Raw genomic sequence first — 18,730 nt, 5'->3', positions numbered from 1 at the left:
CGCGACACGGCGACGCTTAGTTGGAGCTGTTGCCGTATTGCAGTCCGGGTGGGATAAGCCCGTAGACTCCGTTAGTAAAGATTTGTTGCACCCAGTTGTCGAATCGGACAATGGGGCGGGCGGGCACGATGATCACATCGCCGTCGCGGACCCAGATTTCGTCAGCTGGTGTTGGGCGTTTGCCATAGATGGCCCCCTGCAAGTCCAACATCGTTGAAATCAATCGCCAATCTTCGGCCCGTCGGAACACGACAACTTGCCGCAGGTTCCCCGTTGGCAGATGGCCACCCGACGAGGCGATCGCGCCGAGCACCGTCGTCGGTCCTTCCAGCTGGATTCGGTTTGGCGTACCCACTTCGCCCAAGACGTGAACATAGTGGGGTGCCTGAGTCGCCAGGATCGGTTCGGTTTCCAATCCAACGACGATCTCGCGGTATCTTAGATTCATTTCGCGTTTCAGCTCGCCGAGCGAGAAACCTTGGACGCAAACTTCGCCGATTCCGGGCAGGCGGATTTTTCCGTCCGGCATTACTCTTACCGTGATGGCCTGCTGCGAGAACCCGTTTTGCCCCCCCACCGCTGCGCGGACATCTTCGGCAAGGGTGTTGGTTTTCACTGGCGTGACATCGATTGCAGGTTCATTCGAGTATTTTTCGTATTCTTCGTTCAAGACCTCTTTCAATTGACTGATCGATAAGCCTGCAGCACGAACTTGTCCGAGCAACCGCACCGTGATCGTCCCATCCGGCTGAATCACCAGACCGTTTTCCAGCGTTCCGCGGGTGTACTCAGGATTGGTCACCGATTCAATCAAGATGGAGTCGCCGGGGGTCAATCGGTACATGCCCGACGATTGGCTGCGAGTGATCAGATAGAACACTTGGACTTCGTCCCCAGGCCGCAACCGGTATTCCCCCAGATGTGCCAAGCGCGACGGCCCAGCATAGCCTCCCGGCCCGTACAAACCGAATGGCAACGGACGCATGTTTTCCCAACGAAGCTCGGCGCCACAACTGTCGCTACAATCAACGCCGACACTGCATTTCTCGCAGCCACTGGGGCAGGGATAGCCACCGGGGACGTTTCGGCATTGACACTCCTGAGCCGCGCTTGGTCTTGCTGACACAATGACGGACGTACAAACCGCCATGGCGATGAAGATCAAAAACAAACATCGATATTGGGGCTGTCTTGTCATTTGATTTGTGGTTGTTGTCGCGTCGGATCGCTGATGGAAGTGATCGGTTTGGCGTCGCTCAATGTTCATGACGTGCTACCACCATTTTCGCATCGATTGCAGGGTTCGGCGAATCGGCGAATGTTTTAAGATCGGTTCTTCTTCGTCCACGGTCGCTTCGTGGGAGCTCTCTTCGGTGACCGCTTGTCGCTGCGACGCTACGGCGATGGACGCTGTTTGCGTCAATCGCGCTGATGCCAAAGCGGCCTGCGGTCTGGCCGTTGTCCGCCCTGTGACTTGGCTGTCTGAACTCGATGACATTTCGGGAACGATGGGGCGAGAAATCGAAGCGAATTCTTCGGGTGACAATTGCACCACGTCCGGGATGCGGACCGACTCGACGGAGGAAGGGTTCATCGCGTTGGACTGAGCGATTGCACTTTCGAGCATTGCGGCCTGTTGGTCATAACCGGTCGATCGCAAAACGCCGGCGAGCGATACTTGCGTGTTCCGATCGGGGCGAATTGACAACGAGTGTTGAAGGACGCGGCGCGCCTCATCGAACAACCCGACTTGGGCAAGTTGCATACCGAGTCGTGATGCCAGGTCGGCATTGGAAGGTTGGCCCTGAAGTGCCGCTCGGCGCAAACACAGCGCCGTACCGCTCGGCAACGTCGCAGGATCGTTGCGAGCTAAATAGATGGTGGCAAGCAAGTCCATCGCTTCGGCTGCTTGCCAATTCTCGCTCGCCAAGCTGCCGAACGTTTGTCTCGCGTGCTCCAAATAAGCTTCCACCGCCTGGACAGCTGAAACGGTTTGCAAATCGACGTCCGTGAAAATTTTCGATCGGTGGGATCGAACAACCGTTTGGATACGGAGCGGGTTCTCGGCATTCAATTGTTGGTCAAAATCGCGCGCCTCGAACATGGCCGTTCGAGCGGATTGTAAGAGGGCAACCGGATCGGCCGAGGCATGCATTCGTTGTTGTACGTCGTAGCCTCGGTGCTGGCGGTTTTCACGTAGTGATATCTGAATCGCTTCGGTGGAATAGGCGAGTGCCGACCAAGCGGACGTTTCTGCCGATAACCATGCTCCCACTCGGTATTCGTGGGCCGCTTGATTGAGCAACCGGCGACACGTGGATTTGAATTCGGTTGTGCTGGTGTAGGGAAGCGAGGGCTCGAGCGCCGTGCCGGGCCATTGCTGTAGCGAGTCGGGATGAGGGAGTCGGGATGACGCTAAGGTTCGGGAGCTGTTGGGTTTGATTGCGGGAAGTGGCGGCAAGGTCTCATCGGGGCGACTGGGGGCAACCCCATCACTCGCTTGGGAGCCAGAAACGAGTTCGCTATGCGGCCGCGCCGATTCGATCCGCTTGGCCGTTGCGTTGCTTGTACTGTTGATTGCGGAGACGCTCTGTTCCGAGGGCGTCGCGTGGGACGAGGAGCGATCGACCGTTTCCAGGGCTGGCGAATGGGGCTGAGCCGAAAGGGAATCCGCGCCCAATCGCACGACGGTTGACATCACCAGATCGGAACTGACCAAGCCAAGCAAGACGGCCACAAGCAGCAGCACCACCATCGGGTTGCCACGAGAGGAACGGCTGCCGTTGCAATCGTTTTTGGCGTTGATTTGACTACGGGTCACGATTTTTTCCGTCCATCCTGTTGGAGTTCAGCCGTCCGGCTGCTGGGAACCGCCCCAGACCTCATGGATCGGCGAGCGAACAATCCGTGCATCCGCTATGGGCCGGCATAGGGTTTTGAATCGGATAACCGGTACACCCGTTGCCTGCGAAACTGGACCGGTGACCACGGATCACCGGGATGCATGGTGGAAATCCGTCACAACCGTTAGACCTTCCCAGGCGGGTACTGGGCACTTTTCGCCGGAGGGAGTCTTGGATTCACGCTAAAATGGGGGTGTCGTGGCGGTCTGATTCCTTTTTCCGGCGCAGAAAGCGAGTGTTTTGCCGAGTTTTTTTGGAGTTCCGCCCCCCCCGCTCTCCAATCACTCTTGACAGTGAGTTTCCTGAGTCTATATTTCAGGCATGTAATGAAGGTGGTTGCGACAGGTGTGACCGCTCTTCTTCTTGTGGACGATCTCGACTGCGTCCCTCTCAGTAATTTGCTCCGGAAAAGCAATTGCACTCGCCGAATGAGAATGGCTTGAGATTGAGGGTTTCGGTTCGGTCACAACAAAGGATCACTAGGATCGGCTGGTTCTTGGACAACGGTTGTGGGTCCTGCGAGTCCATCCGGACAGTCAGCCGAAGATTGTCGCGATGAAATTGGTTCAGCGCAATCGTATCATGCCATGCGTTTCAGAACGGAATTACGGAACGATTTTTTAGTCGCATCTCTCCCCTGAGAAAAATCTGTCATTCAGCGAGTCCTCAGTTTGGGGACAAATCAAGCTGCTTAGGCTTTGTAACCGCCGTTGCCTAAGTGGTTTTCATTTCCATTTGTTTACTGCGGTATTTCTTCGATTTCCCGCTGCTACCAGCTTTGTCTTAGCGAATCCCCAGCGCGGCCACGTCAATTGAGTTCCAACGCCTGTTTTTTGGCATCGAACGCATCATTGAAGGGCCCCTTGCGAGTTTGTTCTTCGCGTCGGTTAGGACATTGTGTACAGCGTATCTGGATCAAACATGGTGAAAAAAAAGCGTACCAGTCGTGGCCGAGGTGGTTCGGGCAACGGATCTTCTGGCTCTTACGGGAACAGCAGCAACAATAGCAATGGCGGAAATGGCAAGCCGCGTGTCCGCCGCCGCCGCCGTGGCGGTGGTGGTGGAGGAGGAGGCGGGTCGCAAAACGGTCAGGGGCCTCAATCGAATCCAACCGGCGAGCCCGCTGATTTCGCGAGCGATGCGCCTTTGGAAGAGAATGTTGGCATCCTGGAACTGCACCCGAACGGTTACGGCTTCATGCGTAGCCCCGAAAACAACTACTCGCGTGAACGCAGCGATGCGTTCGTTCCCGGTACGATGATTGAAAAGTTTGGACTTCGCCAAGGCGTGATGCTCAAAGCGATGGTTCAACAAGCCCGGCGTCAACAGGGGCCTCGGGTCCGCGAGATTTTGGACGTCGATGGGATGGAGCCAGAGAAGTTCTTGGATGTCAAAGACTTCGATTCGCTGACCGCGATCAACCCCGAAAAATGGCTCCGGCTCGAATGTGGGCGCAAACCGCTGACCAATCGCGTCATCGACTTATTGGCACCGCTCGGCCGCGGCCAGCGGGCATTGATCGTCGCTCCACCAAGAAGCGGAAAAACGGTCATGCTGCAAGATATCGCAGCGGGGATGTCGGCGAATCATCCTGAAGTGACCTTGATCGTTTTGCTGATCGACGAACGCCCCGAAGAGGTCACCGACATGCGCCGAAGCGTGCATGGAGGCGAGGTGGTTGCGAGTAGTTTGGACATGGATGTTGAAAGCCATGTTCGGCTCAGCCAATTGGTCATCGACCGAGCACGCCGCTTGGCCGAGATGGGCCAAGATGTGTTCTTGATGCTCGATTCGATCACTCGTTTGGCGCGGGCTTTTAACAAATGGGTTGGCCGTGGCGGACGTGGTGGCGCAACGATGACCGGCGGTTTGGACATCAAGGCAATGGACATCCCGAAAAAGTTGTTTGCAACCGCCCGTGCATTCGACGAAGGAGGGTCGCTGACCATCGTCGGCACAGCCTTGGTGGATACCAATAGCCGCATGGACGAAGCGATTTTCCAAGAGTTCAAAGGAACGGGGAATATGGAATTGGTCCTCGACCGACGCTTGGCCGACCGACGGGTTTGGCCTTCGATCGACATCAGCCAAAGTGGAACGCGTCGCGAAGAGTTGCTTCATGACGAAGAAACCTACGAAGCAGTCACCATGCTGAGGCGAACGTTGAGCAGCATGCATCCGGTCGATGCGATGGAGCAATTGACGAAACAATTGGGACGTTTCGACACCAACGATGAATTCATCAAGTTGATCAGTGGCGCGAAGACGTCGCTGTAGTGCATCTCGCTAATGAAACGTTTGCTTATCGATCCCTTGCCGGGCCGGCTGCCCTATGAAAACCGGCGGACGATCCGGGTGAAGGCAAAGTTCGCGGGGATGCGTTTTATCGATTTCCTGTGCCAGTACCATCCGCCGACGCCGCGACAATCTTGGTTGAGGTGGATCGACGACGGTGACATTCAGTTCAAGTCATCGGCGGTGGAAGCTGCTCGGGTTGTTCACGCTGGCGATCACTACGTCCATGTGATGCGACAAGTCACGGAACCCGATGTCAATGCATCGATCGGCATTCTCCATCAGGACGGATCCATGGTTGTGGTCGATAAGCCGGCACCGCTTCCGATTCATCCCTGTGGGCGGTTCAACCGAAACTCGCTGCTTTCGATGTTGCAGCCATTCTATCCAGGCGAAAAGCTTCGTCTGGCCCATCGGCTTGACGCCAATACCACCGGTGTTGTGTTGTTCTGCCGAACACGCGAGGCGGCTCGCTTTGTCCAGCCCCAATTTGAGAGACGTGAAGTGGGGAAGCTCTACCTCACCCGCGTCGTTGGACACGTTCCCTGGGAAACGTTTTGCTGCGAACGACCGATCGCGAATGCAAGTGAGCATTTGGGCCACGATACCGCCGGTGCCCGATTCGCCAGCCAAGGTGGACTGCCCGCTCGAACGGAATTTCACGTCGTCGGGCGGCTTGCCGATCAGACGACGCTCTTGCATGCGGTTCCCGTTACAGGGCGAACCAACCAAATCCGCGTTCACCTTTGGTCACTCGGTTTCCCCGTCTTGGGCGACTTGCTTTATCGGCCAGGCGGCGTTTTGGGGAACCAGCAAACTCATTCGCTCCTTGATCCACCGTTGTGCCTGCACGCTCATCGGTTGTCCTTGACCGACCCCAACCTAGGACAGCCGGTACAGTTTGAAAGCCCCAAGCCCGATTGGTGGCAAGAACCCAGGCGATCCCACGCAACGACAGCGCGGGACTACTGCAAATCCGATTCGGCCACAACGACCGCGAATCGGTTCAATCTCTGCCAACAGAACTGCTGAATCATCGCTTTGGCGGGGATCGGTGTGTCGTGATCGGTAAGCCCTGCACTCGCCGCGGCCCAGCCGACGATCCGCTCGGGTGACACCCCTTGTTCACGCAAATGGCTCAAACGCGTGTCGCCATGTCGCTTTGCCAAGCGTCGGCCGTCGGGCCCAAGAACCAGCGGGACGTGGGCGTAAGCCGGTTTTTCTATTCGCAACGCATTGGCGAGTTCGAGATGCCGAAACGTACTTGGCAAGAGATCATCACCACGAACCACTTGGGTGATGCCCATTTCACCGTCATCAAGCACGACGGCCAAGTGGTAAGAGATGTTTCCGCTTTTTTGAGTGATTGGGAAATCACCCAGATGCTGGGCCGGGTTGCATTGCTGAAATCCACACACCTGATCATCGAACGCGACGACCTCGTCACGGACACGAAACCGCCAGCAATAGGTTCCTGGATCGGGAAGTGGATCACCAACGCTCCACGCGGCGCAGGTTCCAGGATAGAGAGGGCCCTCGTGCTCAAAGTGGGGCGCCGATCCCGCATCGGCGATGTCACGGCGCGTACACGTACACGGATAAATCTGGTTCGCTTCGACGAGCGTTTGGACGGCAATTTCGTAGCGGTCACGTCGCTCGGTTTGTAGGTAAGGCGCGTGGGGGCCACCCATGTCAGGGCCCTCGTCCCATTCGATTCCTAGCCAGCGAAGGTCATCGATCGCCTGTTGTATGGCCCAGGGCTTCACGCGCGGCGAATCGATGTCTTCGACCCGCAACAGCAAGCGCTGCCCTTCGTTTCGAGCCGCCCAATAGGCAAGCAGATAGGTTCGAGCATTGCCGAGGTGTTGGGCTCCGGTCGGTGAGGGGGCTAAACGTCCGCAGCCCATCAGAATTCCGCATTGCCGGGTGTTCGTGGAAACGGAATCACGTCACGAATGTTCGCCATGCCCGTTACATACTGAACGGCTCGTTCGAGTCCCAGCCCGAATCCCGCATGCGGCACGGTTCCGAATCGACGCAGATCGAGGTACCACCAATAGTCCGCTTCCTCAAGCCCCGCCTCCGCCATCCGCCGAACGAGGACGTCGAGTCGTTCCTCACGCTGGCTGCCGCCAATGATCTCGCCCACTCCAGGAACCAGAACGTCCATGGCGGCGACCGTCTTGCCATCGTCACTGACACGCATATAGAACGGTTTGATCGTGGCAGGATAGTCGGTCAGGATCACTGGGCCCTTGACGTGTTGCTCCGTCAAAAAACGCTCATGTTCGGCTTGCAAATCGGTTCCCCAAGACACCGGGAAATCAAACTTGGCGTCACAGTTTTCCAAGACCTCGATCGCCTCGGTGTAGGTCATATGCCCAAAGGGTCGTTCGACCACACTGCGGATTTGATCGAGTACCCCTTTCTGAATCCGTTCATTGAAAAACTGCATGTCTTCGTCACAGTGGTTCAGACAATCCGTAAAGATTCGCTTCAAGAAGTCTTCCGCCAATCGCATGTCATCGGCCAGATCAAAGAAGGCGGCCTCGGGCTCAACCATCCAGAACTCGGCCAAGTGACGCGACGTGTTGCTGTTCTCTGCTCGGAACGTTGGGCCGAAGGTATAAATCCGTCCCAATGCTGTCGCGAACGTTTCTCCCTCCAACTGCCCGCTGACGGTTAAGAAAGCCGGTTTGTCAAAGAAGTCGTATTCGTATTTCACGGGGCCGCCGGATTGGGCCAAGGTTTCGAGGTCCAGTGTCGTCACCCGAAACATTTCACCGGCCCCCTCGCAATCACTTGCGGTGATGATCGGTGTTTGGGTGTAGAGGAACCCGTGTTCGTGAAAAAAGGTGTGAATGGATTGGCAGATTTGGTTTCTCACGCGCATCACGGCGCCAAAGGTGTTCGTGCGAGGTCGAAGATGTGCCCACTCACGCAGCTTCTCGAATGAGTGCCGCTTCTTCTGTAGCGGGTACGTTTCTGGATCAGCCCACCCGAGCACACGGACGCTGTTGGCATGAAGCTCCGTTGCCTGTCCTTTGGCGGGTGATGCTTCGAGTTTGCCGCCGATCACGACGCTGCAGCCCGCCGTCAACTTCTGGACCTGCTCCGCGTAATTCGCCAATTCGGACGGGGCGACGACCTGCAAATTGCCGAGACAGCTGCCGTCATTGACTTCGATAAAGCTGAAGCCCCCCTTGCTGTCGCGGCGCGTCCGCACCCAACCGCGCACCTCGCATGAGGTACCGGCCGACACCGGTTTTCGGGCGTCAACGATTCGTATCCAATCCATGCTTATTTCTCGCTCTGCTCGGCTAGACGATCGGGTTTGCGCGTCATGAACCCAATGATCACGATTGCGCCGTAAGTGATCAAGATTCCCATCACCACATAGAACGCCATTGGATGGTCCTTGTCCATAGCCTTATCGTAAATGGCGGTCGCCGCTGCTGCGATCGAACCGATGACCGCAAGGGTCATCAGCAGGTTCCAAACCAGCATGCGTGTCCCGGTTGGCTTTTCCTTGCCTAAGATCCGACGGCTGTTCATCATCAACAAAAAAGTCACATAAGCGATCGGCAACAGCATTGCGTTGAAGGAATGGGCAAAAATGGCTAGCCAGAACCTCGCGCTACCGGACCACAAATAGATCCAGCAGGCGCCGACCAGACCTGCGACGATGCAACCGAGCACGAACGGCGCCGTTGCGTCTGGTTTATTGACCATTTCGCGGAACGCGTACCCGTTGATCAGCATCAGAATCATGATGGTGGAAAAGCCCATGCCGAACACACCAAGCCCGAAAACCAACTTGGCACGGGATTCGCCCAATAGCGGGCTGAGCGTTTGCGACAATTGAAACGCATCCCGCTTAACCAGCGACAAAGCCAATGTCTTCTCCTCGATACTCAAACCGGCAGCCAGGGCTAGTTTTTCTTCGACATCGGTGCTTGCCGCCGCTGCCCCAAGCTCTTGATCCACACGAGCGATCAGGATGGGCTCGACCGATGCCCAAACCGAACTGGTCTTCATTTCCGTCAGGTCGTCGCTCGCAAGCTGCTCATCCGTTGCCGCGTGGAAAGTGAACGATGCAGCGATCACCACGCAGCTGGTGACCAGCAAATACGGAATCGCCATGCCTGTGCACAAATCAAAACGCGCGAGGCCCCGGAAAGGTTTGTCCCAGCCTCGGCTTAGCATCGAATAAGGCAACAAAAACGTCATGTTGATCCCTACCGCCGTCGCCGCCGCAGCAATCATCACGCTGCGCTGGGCCGCGACGATGCGCTGGGACCAAAACGCTTGCATTTCTTCGGGCAAGCCTGCGATGAGCCCCCCCAATTCGCCCGTTGGCGTGGTCCACTGATCGAATCTCGGAATGAATCCCGCTACGATCCTGCCGAAGTCTAACTTGCCGTTGACCGCAAGCAGGACCACCACTCCAAAAAAGCACAGCACCACCATCGCGACGAGGGCCTTCAGAAAGTAGTCAAATAATTTGGCAGTGGCACCTCGATGTGTGTTCATCAACACGATTGCGCCGGCGGCAATCAACAACACGGCCGATACGATCAGCTTGGTCTGTGTCGCATCGCCGAGTCCTTGACCGCCTGCGAGCGTAAACAGGTTGCGATCCAACGCGTCATAGCAAAGGCTGAATTGGGGCATACAGGCGATCATGTTTGCCGTGCAAGTTGCGATCAGCCATCCCCATCCCAGTGCAGGGTTAATTTCGGAATTGATCGCTTCGAACGGACGCCGACCCGTCGAGAGTGTGACATAGCTGATCGCTGACAGCATGATCACACCGAACAGAATGGCAACGAGTTGCAACCACAGCAAACTGGTTCCGCCAAGGACGCCAAGAAACAGTGCGCTAGCCAGCGAGCCGCCACCAAGCGTAATGGCGCTTTGCAGCCATCCAGGGCCAGACAATCGCACGTAGGCTCCAAGTACCCTTCCTTCGTCTTGGGCCTGCAGCAACATTTCGCGGTCCGATTGAACTTTTTCGTTTCCCAGTGAGGAGCGGGACGGGCTAGCTGAATCCATGAAAATGCTTGGCTCTGGAAGGCGGACGACGGAAGGACGGTTTAGGGGCCGCTGCATGTTAGCATGTCGACCTTGCGATGTGGTGTTCGATCAGTCAGCTGTCGAAAACCGTCTCGGTTGGTCCCTTCGCTCGAAGCGCTGGAATCCCAGCTTGGACGCTATCGCCAGTAGGTTTGTACAGGTAGGGATTGGGACGCCCTGCTGTTCAAAGATACCGTAGTAGGATGCGTTTCTTGCCGATGGCGTCCTGCACGTGCATGGCGAAAGATCGCCAGAACGAAGATTTTCCTGACAACGATTCCTCCGAGGGGGGAGAAGTGTTGCAAAGGGGATTCGCGACGCTTAGGTTGTCTCGGGAACTTAGGGTGTTATTTCTTGTCATCACCCGCGTTCTGTTTTCTTCTTCCTCCTTATTTCTGGAGTCAATGGCCATGCAAAGATTCGTGGTTTCAAAGACATCGGCGATCCCGATGCTCGTGTCGCTCATGTCCGTAGCGCTGTGGCTTAGCAGTGCAGGGCCCTGTTCTGCTGAATTGCCGATCCTCACGCACATCAAGCCGGTCGGATCGAACCCACGCCCTGCGGTTAAGTGGTACCAGACCCTGCGAGAGGGATGGCTGGAATCGAGTCGCAGGAATGTTCCCATGCTGATTTACATTTCCAGTGATCCTTGTGTCTATTGCGATGCGATGCAGCGGGATACCTGGTGCGATCGTTCGGTCCAGGATCGAATCTCGCATGACTTTGTCGCAATTCATTTGACACCGCAACAAAACGAAGCCACGCTAGGAAGAATCAAGATTACGACCTACCCGACGACGCTGATCGGCATGCCAGAAGGCAAGATCGTTGGTCACCGACTGGGGTACCAACCGGCTGCGGTTCTTCATCAGTTTTTGAGCGAAACATTGAAACGTTAACATGAATCGCATCTCTGGGATCCTGACGCCGCACCTGACACCTGTCGATGATCATGGGCGTGTTGATGAGGATCGACTCCGTGGTTACATCGACTGGTTGATTGAACGTGGCGTCGATGGTTTGTATCCGAACGGGAGCACCGGAGAATTTGTGCGGTTTACCGCGGCGGAACGTCGACGTATTGTCGAGGTGGTGGTAGATCAAACTGCGGGGCGAGTCCCTGTTTTGGCAGGGGCTGCCGAAGCCAACGTCAAAGAGACCATTGCGGCTTGTGATGCCTATGGTGAGATGGGGGTTCGCGCCGTCGCGATTGTCGCCCCGTTTTACTATCGGCTCAGTGCCGAAGGGGTTTATGCCTATTTTCGCGAGATCGCCGACACCGTCTCGGTCGATGTCACGTTGTACAACATTCCGTTATTTGCTTCTCCAATCGACGTCCCAACGGTCATTCGGCTTGCCTCGGAATGTCCTCGTGTGGTTGGAATCAAAGACAGTACCGGTGACTTGCCGACGATGATGCGGATGATCGCTGCCATTCGGCCGATGCGAGAGGACTTTGCCTTCTTAACCGGGTGGGACGCTTCTCTCGCGTTGATGTTGATTGCGGGGGCCGACGGAGGAACCAATGCGACCAGCGGCGTCGTACCAGAACTGACTCGTGCGATCCATCGCGCAGTGGTCGCTGGCGAGATCGACGATGCCATGAGGCTTCAATATCAACTGCTGCCGATGTTTGACGTGATGCTTGGACTCGGAGAGTTCCCCGAGGGCTTTCGTGCCGGTGCAAGATCACGAGGATGGAACCTTGGCCCAGGACGTGTGCCGCTTTCAGCGCAGCAACGCGAAGCGATCGCGAAAACCCAGCAGGAAATTGACGCCTTGGTCAACAAGGTGACCCAGCAAAGCGTGCCGAAGGATGGTGCACGGTGCGACTTGCCGGTCGATACCCTCGAGCAAATTGTCCAGCGGATCCTGAAACAACTTTGACACGGTGGCGACGAAATCCTACCGCCGATGGTTGAGCATGAGGCCCTTCAAGTGCCGGTTGAAGAAGTTTGCAAGTGATTGTTTATGCCGCCTAAATCGGTGGCTCGCCGCTTGCTTGGACGGGATCGGGATCAAGCTGCTGGCGTGGCGTTAGGACCAATCGATCCTTGTCGATCCGAAGACGTTCAAATCGGCTCAGCCATTTCGCCGCCTCGGGATCTTTGTAAATTTCTTTGGCCAAGTTCTTATTGGCGATCGCATCGACCATGCTTTGGGGAACCGGTTCGCCTTTCACCTCTGCATTCGATAAGGTGATGATTAAGACTCCGTTTTCAAGGGAGACATGGAAGGTCACCTTCGCGTTGAAGTAACGCCCTGATCCTCCGGGAAGGTTGTCCATTGGGACACTGATATCGCCAACCATCTGGCCATCTCGAATGGCCAAATGAACCTTGCCCTTGAGTTTCTCGTTCCTGCTGATCAGTGCGTTGATGTCGTCTGACGATAAGACCAAATCCTGAGCCTCGGTCGGCGCCGATTCAACCGTCTTCGCAAACGTCTCGAGATGAGTTTCAAGCTGCTTGATTTTCTCCGGCGCATATTGGATCGAAGGGATCAGCACCGGCTCGCTGGCGGTATACTTCTCGACTTGGTCTTTGAAGTACCAGTAGGCGCCAAGTCCCCCGCAAACCAGTGTCGCGGAGGAGAAAAAGACAAGCCCAAGACAACCGTAGATCCAGCACCCCGGTTGATGACGAGGCGGAGCGTTGGCAGACGCAGGGATCTCGGTGTCGCTCGGCTGAGACGTCATGGACACAAACGGACTCGCTCGAAAAATTCGTTGGTGCCGAACGACCTATCCCACGCACCACATTTGTTGAAACCACTCGACACGAGCAGCTCGAGTCGCGGTGTACTTCGAATCGGGTGAAAACTTCTGGTTCGACAAGAAAGAGAGAAACGCCTCGTAAGGAACTTCGGCATGCTGCGACACGACATCGACGAGTTCGCTTTCGGGCTTCCAGTCGTAAAGAATTTTTGTATCGCGTTCAAACCATTCGTCAAGATATTGTGCATTGTTTGTGCTGGTGACCACAAAATCGCATTTCTTTTTGCAAAGAAAACAAAGCATTTTGGCCGCCAATTCACGAGCTTGAGCCGTGTCCTTGGCACAAGTGGTTGAGGCAACATTCCAAATGCTGACAAATCCATCCTCGTCGACGTCTTCGGGTAACGCCTTGATATCCGATAGCGTCAGCTTACGTTCGGTGACTTCAATTTGGGCGGATTCGAGTTCGGATGCCTTATCGCTTCCTGTTTTTGTGGCGTTTGCGTCTGCCGGAGCTTCGCCCGCAGCTTCCGAAGGTTGTGTTTCAGGTTCCAAATCCGCCATCAATTTTCCTCGTACGTATCAACTTCAAACAACGCTGCCCCCCCGTGGGGTGCGCCGTATGGGAAGCCCAGCAAGCCACGCGGCCGAATGGGGGGGCCCAGCGAGCCAGACAACTTCTATTAAAGCAATAAACGGGCGATCACGCTAGAGACAGGGCAACGCGAATCGTCCTTATCGCGTGACACGATGCACTATTGCAGAGCCGTGGCGGTGAACACACCATTGCGAAAACGAGACCTTTTCGAGAGCAGAAGCCTTCGTGGCACACGTGTGTCACCACTCGTCGAATCGCCCCAGTCGGATATGATCCGCGGTGCCTGATTCCGATCTAATTTTTTCCCACTGAAACTCACCAGGAGCCGCCGTGACCACTCGCCCCGAGGGACCCCACGACGCCAAACATCAAACTGTCATCGGTCAGGAAACCCGTGATACGAATGACAAGATTGACAAGGATGCTGTATTGCAAAAGTCACTCGCTCGTGAAGCCATGCAGGACGAAGTTTCCGCCAGCGAACTAACCGACGAGATTGATCTGTCTCAGTTCGAATGGAATCTGATCGTCCGTCCCACTCGAATCGAGGATTACCCTGCACTGGTCCGCATTCAAAATAAGTGTTTCCCCGAGATGGAAACTTGGACAAGGCAGCAGATCGAGAGCCAATTGTCGAGATTTCCCGAAGGGCAATTCGTGGTCGAATGTGATGGCGAGGTGGTCGCATCGTCGAGTTCTTTGTTGGTCAATTTCGACGACAACTTGGAATGGCACAATTGGATGAAGATGGCTGACGGTGGGTTCATCCGAAGTCATGCACCAGATGGCGACACGATGTACGGCATCGAAATCATGGTTGACCCCGAATTCAGGGGAATGCGTCTGTCACGCCGGTTGTATCAAGCTCGCAAGGATCTTTGTCGGCAAAGAAATATTGCTCGCATTATCATCGGTGGCCGAATCCCTGGTTACCACAAGAACGCCGATACGATGTCGGCCCGAGAGTATGTCGAACGGGTCATCGATAAGTCGCTGTACGATCCCGTCCTGACCGCGCAGATTGCCAATGGGTTCGCCTTGCAAGGTTTGATCCCCAACTACCTGCCTTCGGATCAAGAGAGTTGCGGTTACGCGACATTCTTGGAATGGAAGAACTTGGACTACTCGGCCGTACCGAGTCGGCGCTTTCGCCGGAGTGTCGAACTGGTCCGCATTGGCGCCGTTCAGTACCAGATGCGGGCAGTCAAAGATTTTGATGAGTTCGCGAAGCAAGCTCGTTACTTTGTCGACGTTGCTGGTGACTACAAATGTGACTTCCTTTTATTCCCCGAGTTGTTCACGTTGCAATTATTGTCGTGTTTGCCGAGCCAGCGACCTGGAAGCGCGGCGCGAGCGTTGTCGGAGTTCACGCCCCAGTACTTGGAGTTGTTTGCCGAGATGGCGGTCTCTTTCGATACCAACATCATTGGAGGATCGCATTTCGTGGTTGAAGACGACACCCTCTATAACATCTCGTATTTGTTCCGTCGTGACGGGAGCATCGAAAAGCAATACAAGTTGCATATTACTCCATCGGAGCGGCGTTGGTGGGGTGTGGCGGGCGGTGACAAGGTCGAAGTGTTCCAAACCGATTGTGGTCCGATTTCCATTCAAGTTTGCTACGATTGCCAGTTTCCGGAAGTTTCGCGGATCGCAGCCGAACAGGGGGCAAACCTTGTGTTTGTGCCGTTCAATACGGACACGCAACTTGGCTACTTGCGAGTTCGCTTGTGCGCTCAAGCTCGCGCGGTTGAGAACCATTTTTATGTCGCCATTGCCGGATGCACAGGCAACTTGCCTTTCGTAGAGAACGCCGACATTCACTACGCCCAATCCGCCATCTTCACGCCTGCCGACGTGACGTTTGCTCGCGACGCGATCGGAGCCGAAGCGAACCCGAATGTAGAAATGGTCGTGATTCACGATGTCGATCTCGAACTGTTACGTCGTCATCGAGAGCAAGGTAGCGTGACCAATTGGCACGATCGTCGCCGAGATCTGTATGGTGTTCGCTACCAGACCCCTCAGGGGACTCGTGACATTTAGAACCTATCCGAAAAGGGGGCTGACCCTTTGTCGACCGACGTTTCGATTGCTCAAAAACTCGTTGTTTTCCAATGGAATCGCTGCCGATGCGCTCAGACCAAGAGAAGGTCAGACCCCGTTTCGGATAGGTTCTTAGAGGATCTTTTCCCTGACACAGTCGTTCAAGAAAACGCTGGCAGCAACCACCCGCCTGGCCTGCCGCCCGGGGACAACGCGTCGCAGTTAACAAGCATTCACCTGATAGCAGGTGCAAGCCGCGTGGGGTCGCATCCGAATGTAGCGGTTGCATCGATCAGGCGCGTCGAGGCAGATGAAAGCCTGTCTTTCTAACGTCCCTGTCACTAAAAAGCCTACAAATCTTGATCTGCATTTAAAAGGACAACGTAGGTTTTTCCTGACAGCGGACCATGTTTTTTGTATCGCGAAATCGAGGCAAGGAAAAGAATCCTCCGCAGGACTAGGGGCACCCAATGACATCCACAACCACCACCAACTCGTCGATCATCGACTACGACGAACTGATTGATCGTATGATGGGCAGCGCAGCAATGGCGAGTCGCATGTTAAAGCGATTCGTAGAGACTGCACGCGTTGACTGTGACGATCTTGAATCCACCGTGCGTTTGGGCGACAAATCAACGCTCTCCTCGCTTGCACATCGTCACAAGGGAACGGCTCGCACCATGGCGATGCCTCGGGTTGCGGAGGTCGCCGCCGAACTTGAGCGAAGAGCGCACAGCGATTCAACGTCCGAATTGCTCGGGCTCGTTGACGAGCTACGTCAATTGCATGGCGAGGTGAGCCGAATCGAAGAGATCGGACTATCGAACCTTCCCTGCAATCAAGGGCGAGAAGAATGAAAAGGCATGCGAGTCCGATTCGAATACTCGTGGTCGACGACGATCCGATTGCCGCCGAGACGTTGTGTCATGCACTCTCACAGTTCGGCTACAGCAGCACCATCGCGTTGAATGGGATCGAAGCGCTCGAGCACGTCCGCAGTGGAAAATATCGGATTGTGATTTCGGATGTTGAGATGCCACAGATGAACGGCATCGATTTGTGTCGTGAGATTCGGCAGCGTGGTTGTTGTGACTACACCTATGTGATTTTGCTAACCAGTCGCAGCGATACCGCCAGCATCGTAGAGGGACTTGATGCCGGTGCAGATGATTACATTGCAAAACCGTTTTCACCACGGGAAATGCAAATGCGCATTCGTGCTGGCGAGCGGATTTTGTTGCTTGAAAGCCGCGACTTGATGATCTTTGCGCTGGCAAAGCTCGCTGACAGTCGTGACCACGATACCGGTAGCCACCTCGATCGCATTCGTGAGTACTGTCGTGCACTGTGCCTTGAGCTTTCCACTTGGCCACAGTACCAAGACACCATCGATGGCATCTATATCCAATCGATCTATGAAACAAGTCCGCTGCACGACATTGGAAAGGTTGGGATCCCGGATCGAATTCTGTTAAAGCCCGGACGGTTGACGACGGAAGAATTCGCCATCATGACACAGCATGCCAAGATCGGTGGCGATACGCTGCAAGCGGTTGCCGAGGCTCATCCTGAGGCGGCTTTTCTTCGAATGGCCTACGAAATTGCGATGTCGCACCACGAGCGATGGGATGGAACCGGCTACCCCAATGGGCTTGCCGGCGAAGCGATTCCGTTGAGCGGGCGCGTTGTTGCAATCGCGGATGTCTACGATGCGCTAACAAGCCCGCGTGTCTACAAGCCGGCATACAGCCACCACACAGCCGTGCAAATCATCTCCGACGGTTCGGGTTCTCACTTTGATCCGAACTTGGTTCAAGCCTTCTTGAAACTTGAGTCCGAGTTTCGAGCAATCAAACGCCGGATGAACGATGCTCCTGAAAACGAGGATTCCGAGTTTTTGCCGATGAGTCAGTGCAATGACGCGATGCGATCATCACCGCAACCGAATGCCACGGCTTGTACTTAACGCGCCACCTGCGTGCAGGTGGCGGCGGCCCTTTGCTTGCCGTCAAACGGTTTACCGTTTCGTCATTTCCATGATCACGACATTCTCGTTGCTCTCGGCAAAAATCCGTACCTCTTCGACCAGCGACTGATCAAGGTCGTCGGCCAGAACCATCATTTCGCCACGACTGCGGTAGATCAGGTGCCAATCCATGAACATCTCCATGTAGCCAACGTCACGGATTCCTGGCAAGAAGTTTGCAATCACGAGCTGACCTCCTGGACGCAGATGTTTGAAGAGATTCGCTGTTAACCTCTTCGCCGTCGAGTCCGCGAGATAATCGTACAGGCCTGTTGTGTAGATCAAGTCAAACATCCCGAGATCGAGTCGCCCGGTCAGCATACGCCGAATATTGGCAACGACCGGTTCCACACCAAACCGTCCGTAACACTGACGGATCTCTTCCAAACTCTGGGCATCAGCGTCCATGGCGACAAATCGCTCGAAGCGATTTCGTCGCACAGCCGATGAAAGGCTCGCTTCCCGAAGATGACCTGCGGCGACCGCAAGGACATGTTGATCCGAACGAAGTCGTCCTGCTTGATCAAGCCATTCGGCGATGTAGCAACGCCGTTCACGCACCCCTGCGGATGCCGGGGCACCTGTGGTGTATTGATAGATGGCCGAACCGAGCGCCGAGGCTTTCGGTTGTTTCCAACCTTCTTGACGTCCATAGATATAGTCCATCATCACGGCGTCCCCGGCATAGCCGCGTGGCTTGTGAAATGCGCGAGACGTAAAGGGGTCCTGGTGGATGAGTGTGCATACCGGATGGGATCGTCCCGCTTCGATCATTGCCTTCCACTGCTCCACGGAAGCGTTCTCTCGCAATCCGCGGAGCCCGCGAAACAGTTGATCCACTGCATCCTCGATGACGCTCACCCTCGATTCGGGTGACCGGAATACCGAATCGACTTGATCAAGTAGTGAGTCAAGAGGTTCATCGTGGGAAGGACGTTCAATCTGCTGTTGGCGATGGTAGACCTGCTGACCTCTTGCTGAAAGTGCCAGACGATCGGGTGTCACTATGCTCATCTTTGGTTGCCCCCGCGACCCTAGTGAAAGTGGATAGGTGTTCTGTACGTGCT

At 55.4% G+C, this 18,730-nt stretch carries 15 protein-coding genes; 7 read left to right on the top strand and 8 right to left on the bottom strand.

Going from position 1 to position 18,730, the window contains the following annotated elements; genetic code table 11:
* Positions 1–16: 16 nt before the first annotated feature.
* Together Poly41_RS00395 and Poly41_RS00390 are read right to left on the bottom strand one after the other, a co-directional pair.
* Positions 17–1,198: a polysaccharide biosynthesis/export family protein gene (locus Poly41_RS00395; protein WP_231615297.1), complete on the bottom strand. Its 1,182-nt coding sequence runs from the start codon at positions 1,196–1,198 to the stop codon at positions 17–19.
* Positions 1,199–1,273: 75 nt separating this feature from the next.
* On the bottom strand, positions 1,274–2,821 hold the full coding sequence (locus Poly41_RS00390; RefSeq protein ID WP_146523963.1) for a tetratricopeptide repeat protein: 1,548 nt from the start codon (positions 2,819–2,821) through the stop codon (positions 1,274–1,276).
* Positions 2,822–3,824: 1,003 nt separating this feature from the next.
* Here Poly41_RS00390 and rho point away from each other — a divergent pair.
* Together rho and Poly41_RS00380 are read left to right on the top strand one after the other, a co-directional pair.
* Positions 3,825–5,180, top strand: a complete 1,356-nt coding sequence (gene rho, locus Poly41_RS00385) for a transcription termination factor Rho (protein ID WP_146523962.1) — start codon at positions 3,825–3,827, stop codon at positions 5,178–5,180.
* Positions 5,181–5,192: 12 nt separating this feature from the next.
* Positions 5,193–6,230, top strand: coding sequence for an RluA family pseudouridine synthase (locus Poly41_RS00380; protein ID WP_146523961.1), 1,038 nt, complete (start codon positions 5,193–5,195; stop codon positions 6,228–6,230).
* On the opposite strand, the gene gluQRS is transcribed toward Poly41_RS00380, so the two are convergent.
* Genes gluQRS through Poly41_RS00365 form a run of 3 tightly spaced genes read right to left on the bottom strand, consistent with a single transcriptional unit; the run spans position 6,164 to position 10,253 of the window.
* Positions 6,164–7,105 carry a tRNA glutamyl-Q(34) synthetase GluQRS gene (gene gluQRS, locus Poly41_RS00375; protein ID WP_146523960.1) on the bottom strand — a complete coding sequence of 314 codons (942 nt, stop codon included), beginning with the start codon at positions 7,103–7,105 and terminating at the stop codon, positions 6,164–6,166. The two genes, Poly41_RS00380 and gluQRS, sit on opposite strands and share 67 nt — an antisense overlap.
* Positions 7,105–8,496: an asparagine--tRNA ligase gene (asnS, locus tag Poly41_RS00370; RefSeq protein ID WP_146523959.1), complete on the bottom strand. Its 1,392-nt coding sequence runs from the start codon at positions 8,494–8,496 to the stop codon at positions 7,105–7,107. Before asnS ends, gluQRS begins: the two co-directional genes overlap by 1 nt.
* A 2-nt stretch (positions 8,497–8,498) precedes the next feature.
* Complete coding sequence (locus Poly41_RS00365) at positions 8,499–10,253, bottom strand: divalent metal cation transporter (RefSeq protein WP_146523958.1); 1,755 nt, start codon at positions 10,251–10,253, stop codon at positions 8,499–8,501.
* A 431-nt stretch (positions 10,254–10,684) separates the two neighbouring features.
* On the opposite strand from Poly41_RS00365, the gene Poly41_RS00360 reads away from it, so the two are divergent.
* Together Poly41_RS00360 and Poly41_RS00355 are read left to right on the top strand one after the other, a co-directional pair.
* Positions 10,685–11,173 carry a thioredoxin family protein gene (locus Poly41_RS00360; RefSeq protein WP_231615296.1) on the top strand — a complete coding sequence of 163 codons (489 nt, stop codon included), beginning with the start codon at positions 10,685–10,687 and terminating at the stop codon, positions 11,171–11,173.
* A 1-nt stretch (position 11,174) separates the two neighbouring features.
* Positions 11,175–12,161: a dihydrodipicolinate synthase family protein gene (locus Poly41_RS00355; RefSeq protein WP_146523957.1), complete on the top strand. Its 987-nt coding sequence runs from the start codon at positions 11,175–11,177 to the stop codon at positions 12,159–12,161.
* A gap of 91 nt (positions 12,162–12,252) precedes the next feature.
* Here Poly41_RS00355 and Poly41_RS00350 read toward each other — a convergent pair whose 3' ends face one another.
* Both Poly41_RS00350 and Poly41_RS00345 read right to left on the bottom strand, forming a co-directional pair.
* On the bottom strand, positions 12,253–12,978 hold the full coding sequence (locus Poly41_RS00350) for a hypothetical protein (protein WP_146523956.1): 726 nt from the start codon (positions 12,976–12,978) through the stop codon (positions 12,253–12,255).
* Positions 12,979–13,017: 39 nt separating this feature from the next.
* The gene (locus Poly41_RS00345) at positions 13,018–13,554 is read right to left on the bottom strand and encodes a hypothetical protein (RefSeq protein ID WP_146523955.1); all 537 of its coding nucleotides are present in this window, start codon (positions 13,552–13,554) and stop codon (positions 13,018–13,020) included.
* Between the two features lie 490 nt (positions 13,555–14,044).
* Here Poly41_RS00345 and Poly41_RS00340 point away from each other — a divergent pair, with 490 nt between their 5' ends.
* The 3 genes from Poly41_RS00340 (at position 14,045) to Poly41_RS00330 (ending at position 17,603) form a co-directional block, all read left to right on the top strand.
* Entirely contained in the window at positions 14,045–15,634 is a 1,590-nt protein-coding gene (locus Poly41_RS00340; RefSeq protein WP_146524895.1) for a bifunctional GNAT family N-acetyltransferase/carbon-nitrogen hydrolase family protein, read from the top strand.
* 470 nt (positions 15,635–16,104) lie between these two features.
* Complete coding sequence (locus Poly41_RS00335; protein ID WP_146523954.1) at positions 16,105–16,494, top strand: Hpt domain-containing protein; 390 nt, start codon at positions 16,105–16,107, stop codon at positions 16,492–16,494.
* The gene (locus Poly41_RS00330) at positions 16,491–17,603 is read left to right on the top strand and encodes an HD domain-containing phosphohydrolase (RefSeq protein ID WP_146523953.1); all 1,113 of its coding nucleotides are present in this window, start codon (positions 16,491–16,493) and stop codon (positions 17,601–17,603) included. Before Poly41_RS00335 ends, Poly41_RS00330 begins: the two co-directional genes overlap by 4 nt.
* 51 nt (positions 17,604–17,654) lie before the next feature.
* Here Poly41_RS00330 and Poly41_RS00325 read toward each other — a convergent pair whose 3' ends face one another.
* Complete coding sequence (locus Poly41_RS00325) at positions 17,655–18,668, bottom strand: class I SAM-dependent methyltransferase (protein ID WP_146523952.1); 1,014 nt, start codon at positions 18,666–18,668, stop codon at positions 17,655–17,657.
* Between the last annotated feature and the right edge of the window lie 62 nt (positions 18,669–18,730).

Origin of the sequence: Novipirellula artificiosorum (assembly GCF_007860135.1) — a bacterium.
GTDB lineage: Bacteria > Planctomycetota > Planctomycetia > Pirellulales > Pirellulaceae > Novipirellula_A > Novipirellula_A artificiosorum.
The sequence above is the reverse complement of the archived record's forward strand: the minus strand, read 5'-3'. Positions and strand labels throughout refer to the sequence as shown.

What these genes read in the sequence shown, in the direction of transcription:
- Poly41_RS00380 (WP_146523961.1), top strand. Translation starts at nt 5,193, where the DNA reads ATGAAACGTTTGCTTATCGATCCCTTGCCGGGCCGGCTGCCCTATGAA.
- rho (WP_146523962.1), top strand. Translation starts at nt 3,825, where the DNA reads ATGGTGAAAAAAAAGCGTACCAGTCGTGGCCGAGGTGGTTCGGGCAAC.
- Poly41_RS00340 (WP_146524895.1), top strand. Translation starts at nt 14,045, where the DNA reads ATGCAGGACGAAGTTTCCGCCAGCGAACTAACCGACGAGATTGATCTG.
- asnS (WP_146523959.1), bottom strand. Translation starts at nt 8,496, where the DNA reads ATGGATTGGATACGAATCGTTGACGCCCGAAAACCGGTGTCGGCCGGT.
- Poly41_RS00395 (WP_231615297.1), bottom strand. Translation starts at nt 1,198, where the DNA reads ATGACAAGACAGCCCCAATATCGATGTTTGTTTTTGATCTTCATCGCC.
- Poly41_RS00355 (WP_146523957.1), top strand. Translation starts at nt 11,175, where the DNA reads ATGAATCGCATCTCTGGGATCCTGACGCCGCACCTGACACCTGTCGAT.
- Poly41_RS00360 (WP_231615296.1), top strand. Translation starts at nt 10,685, where the DNA reads ATGCAAAGATTCGTGGTTTCAAAGACATCGGCGATCCCGATGCTCGTG.
- Poly41_RS00345 (WP_146523955.1), bottom strand. Translation starts at nt 13,554, where the DNA reads ATGGCGGATTTGGAACCTGAAACACAACCTTCGGAAGCTGCGGGCGAA.
- Poly41_RS00365 (WP_146523958.1), bottom strand. Translation starts at nt 10,253, where the DNA reads ATGGATTCAGCTAGCCCGTCCCGCTCCTCACTGGGAAACGAAAAAGTT.
- Poly41_RS00335 (WP_146523954.1), top strand. Translation starts at nt 16,105, where the DNA reads ATGACATCCACAACCACCACCAACTCGTCGATCATCGACTACGACGAA.
- gluQRS (WP_146523960.1), bottom strand. Translation starts at nt 7,105, where the DNA reads ATGGGCTGCGGACGTTTAGCCCCCTCACCGACCGGAGCCCAACACCTC.
- Poly41_RS00330 (WP_146523953.1), top strand. Translation starts at nt 16,491, where the DNA reads ATGAAAAGGCATGCGAGTCCGATTCGAATACTCGTGGTCGACGACGAT.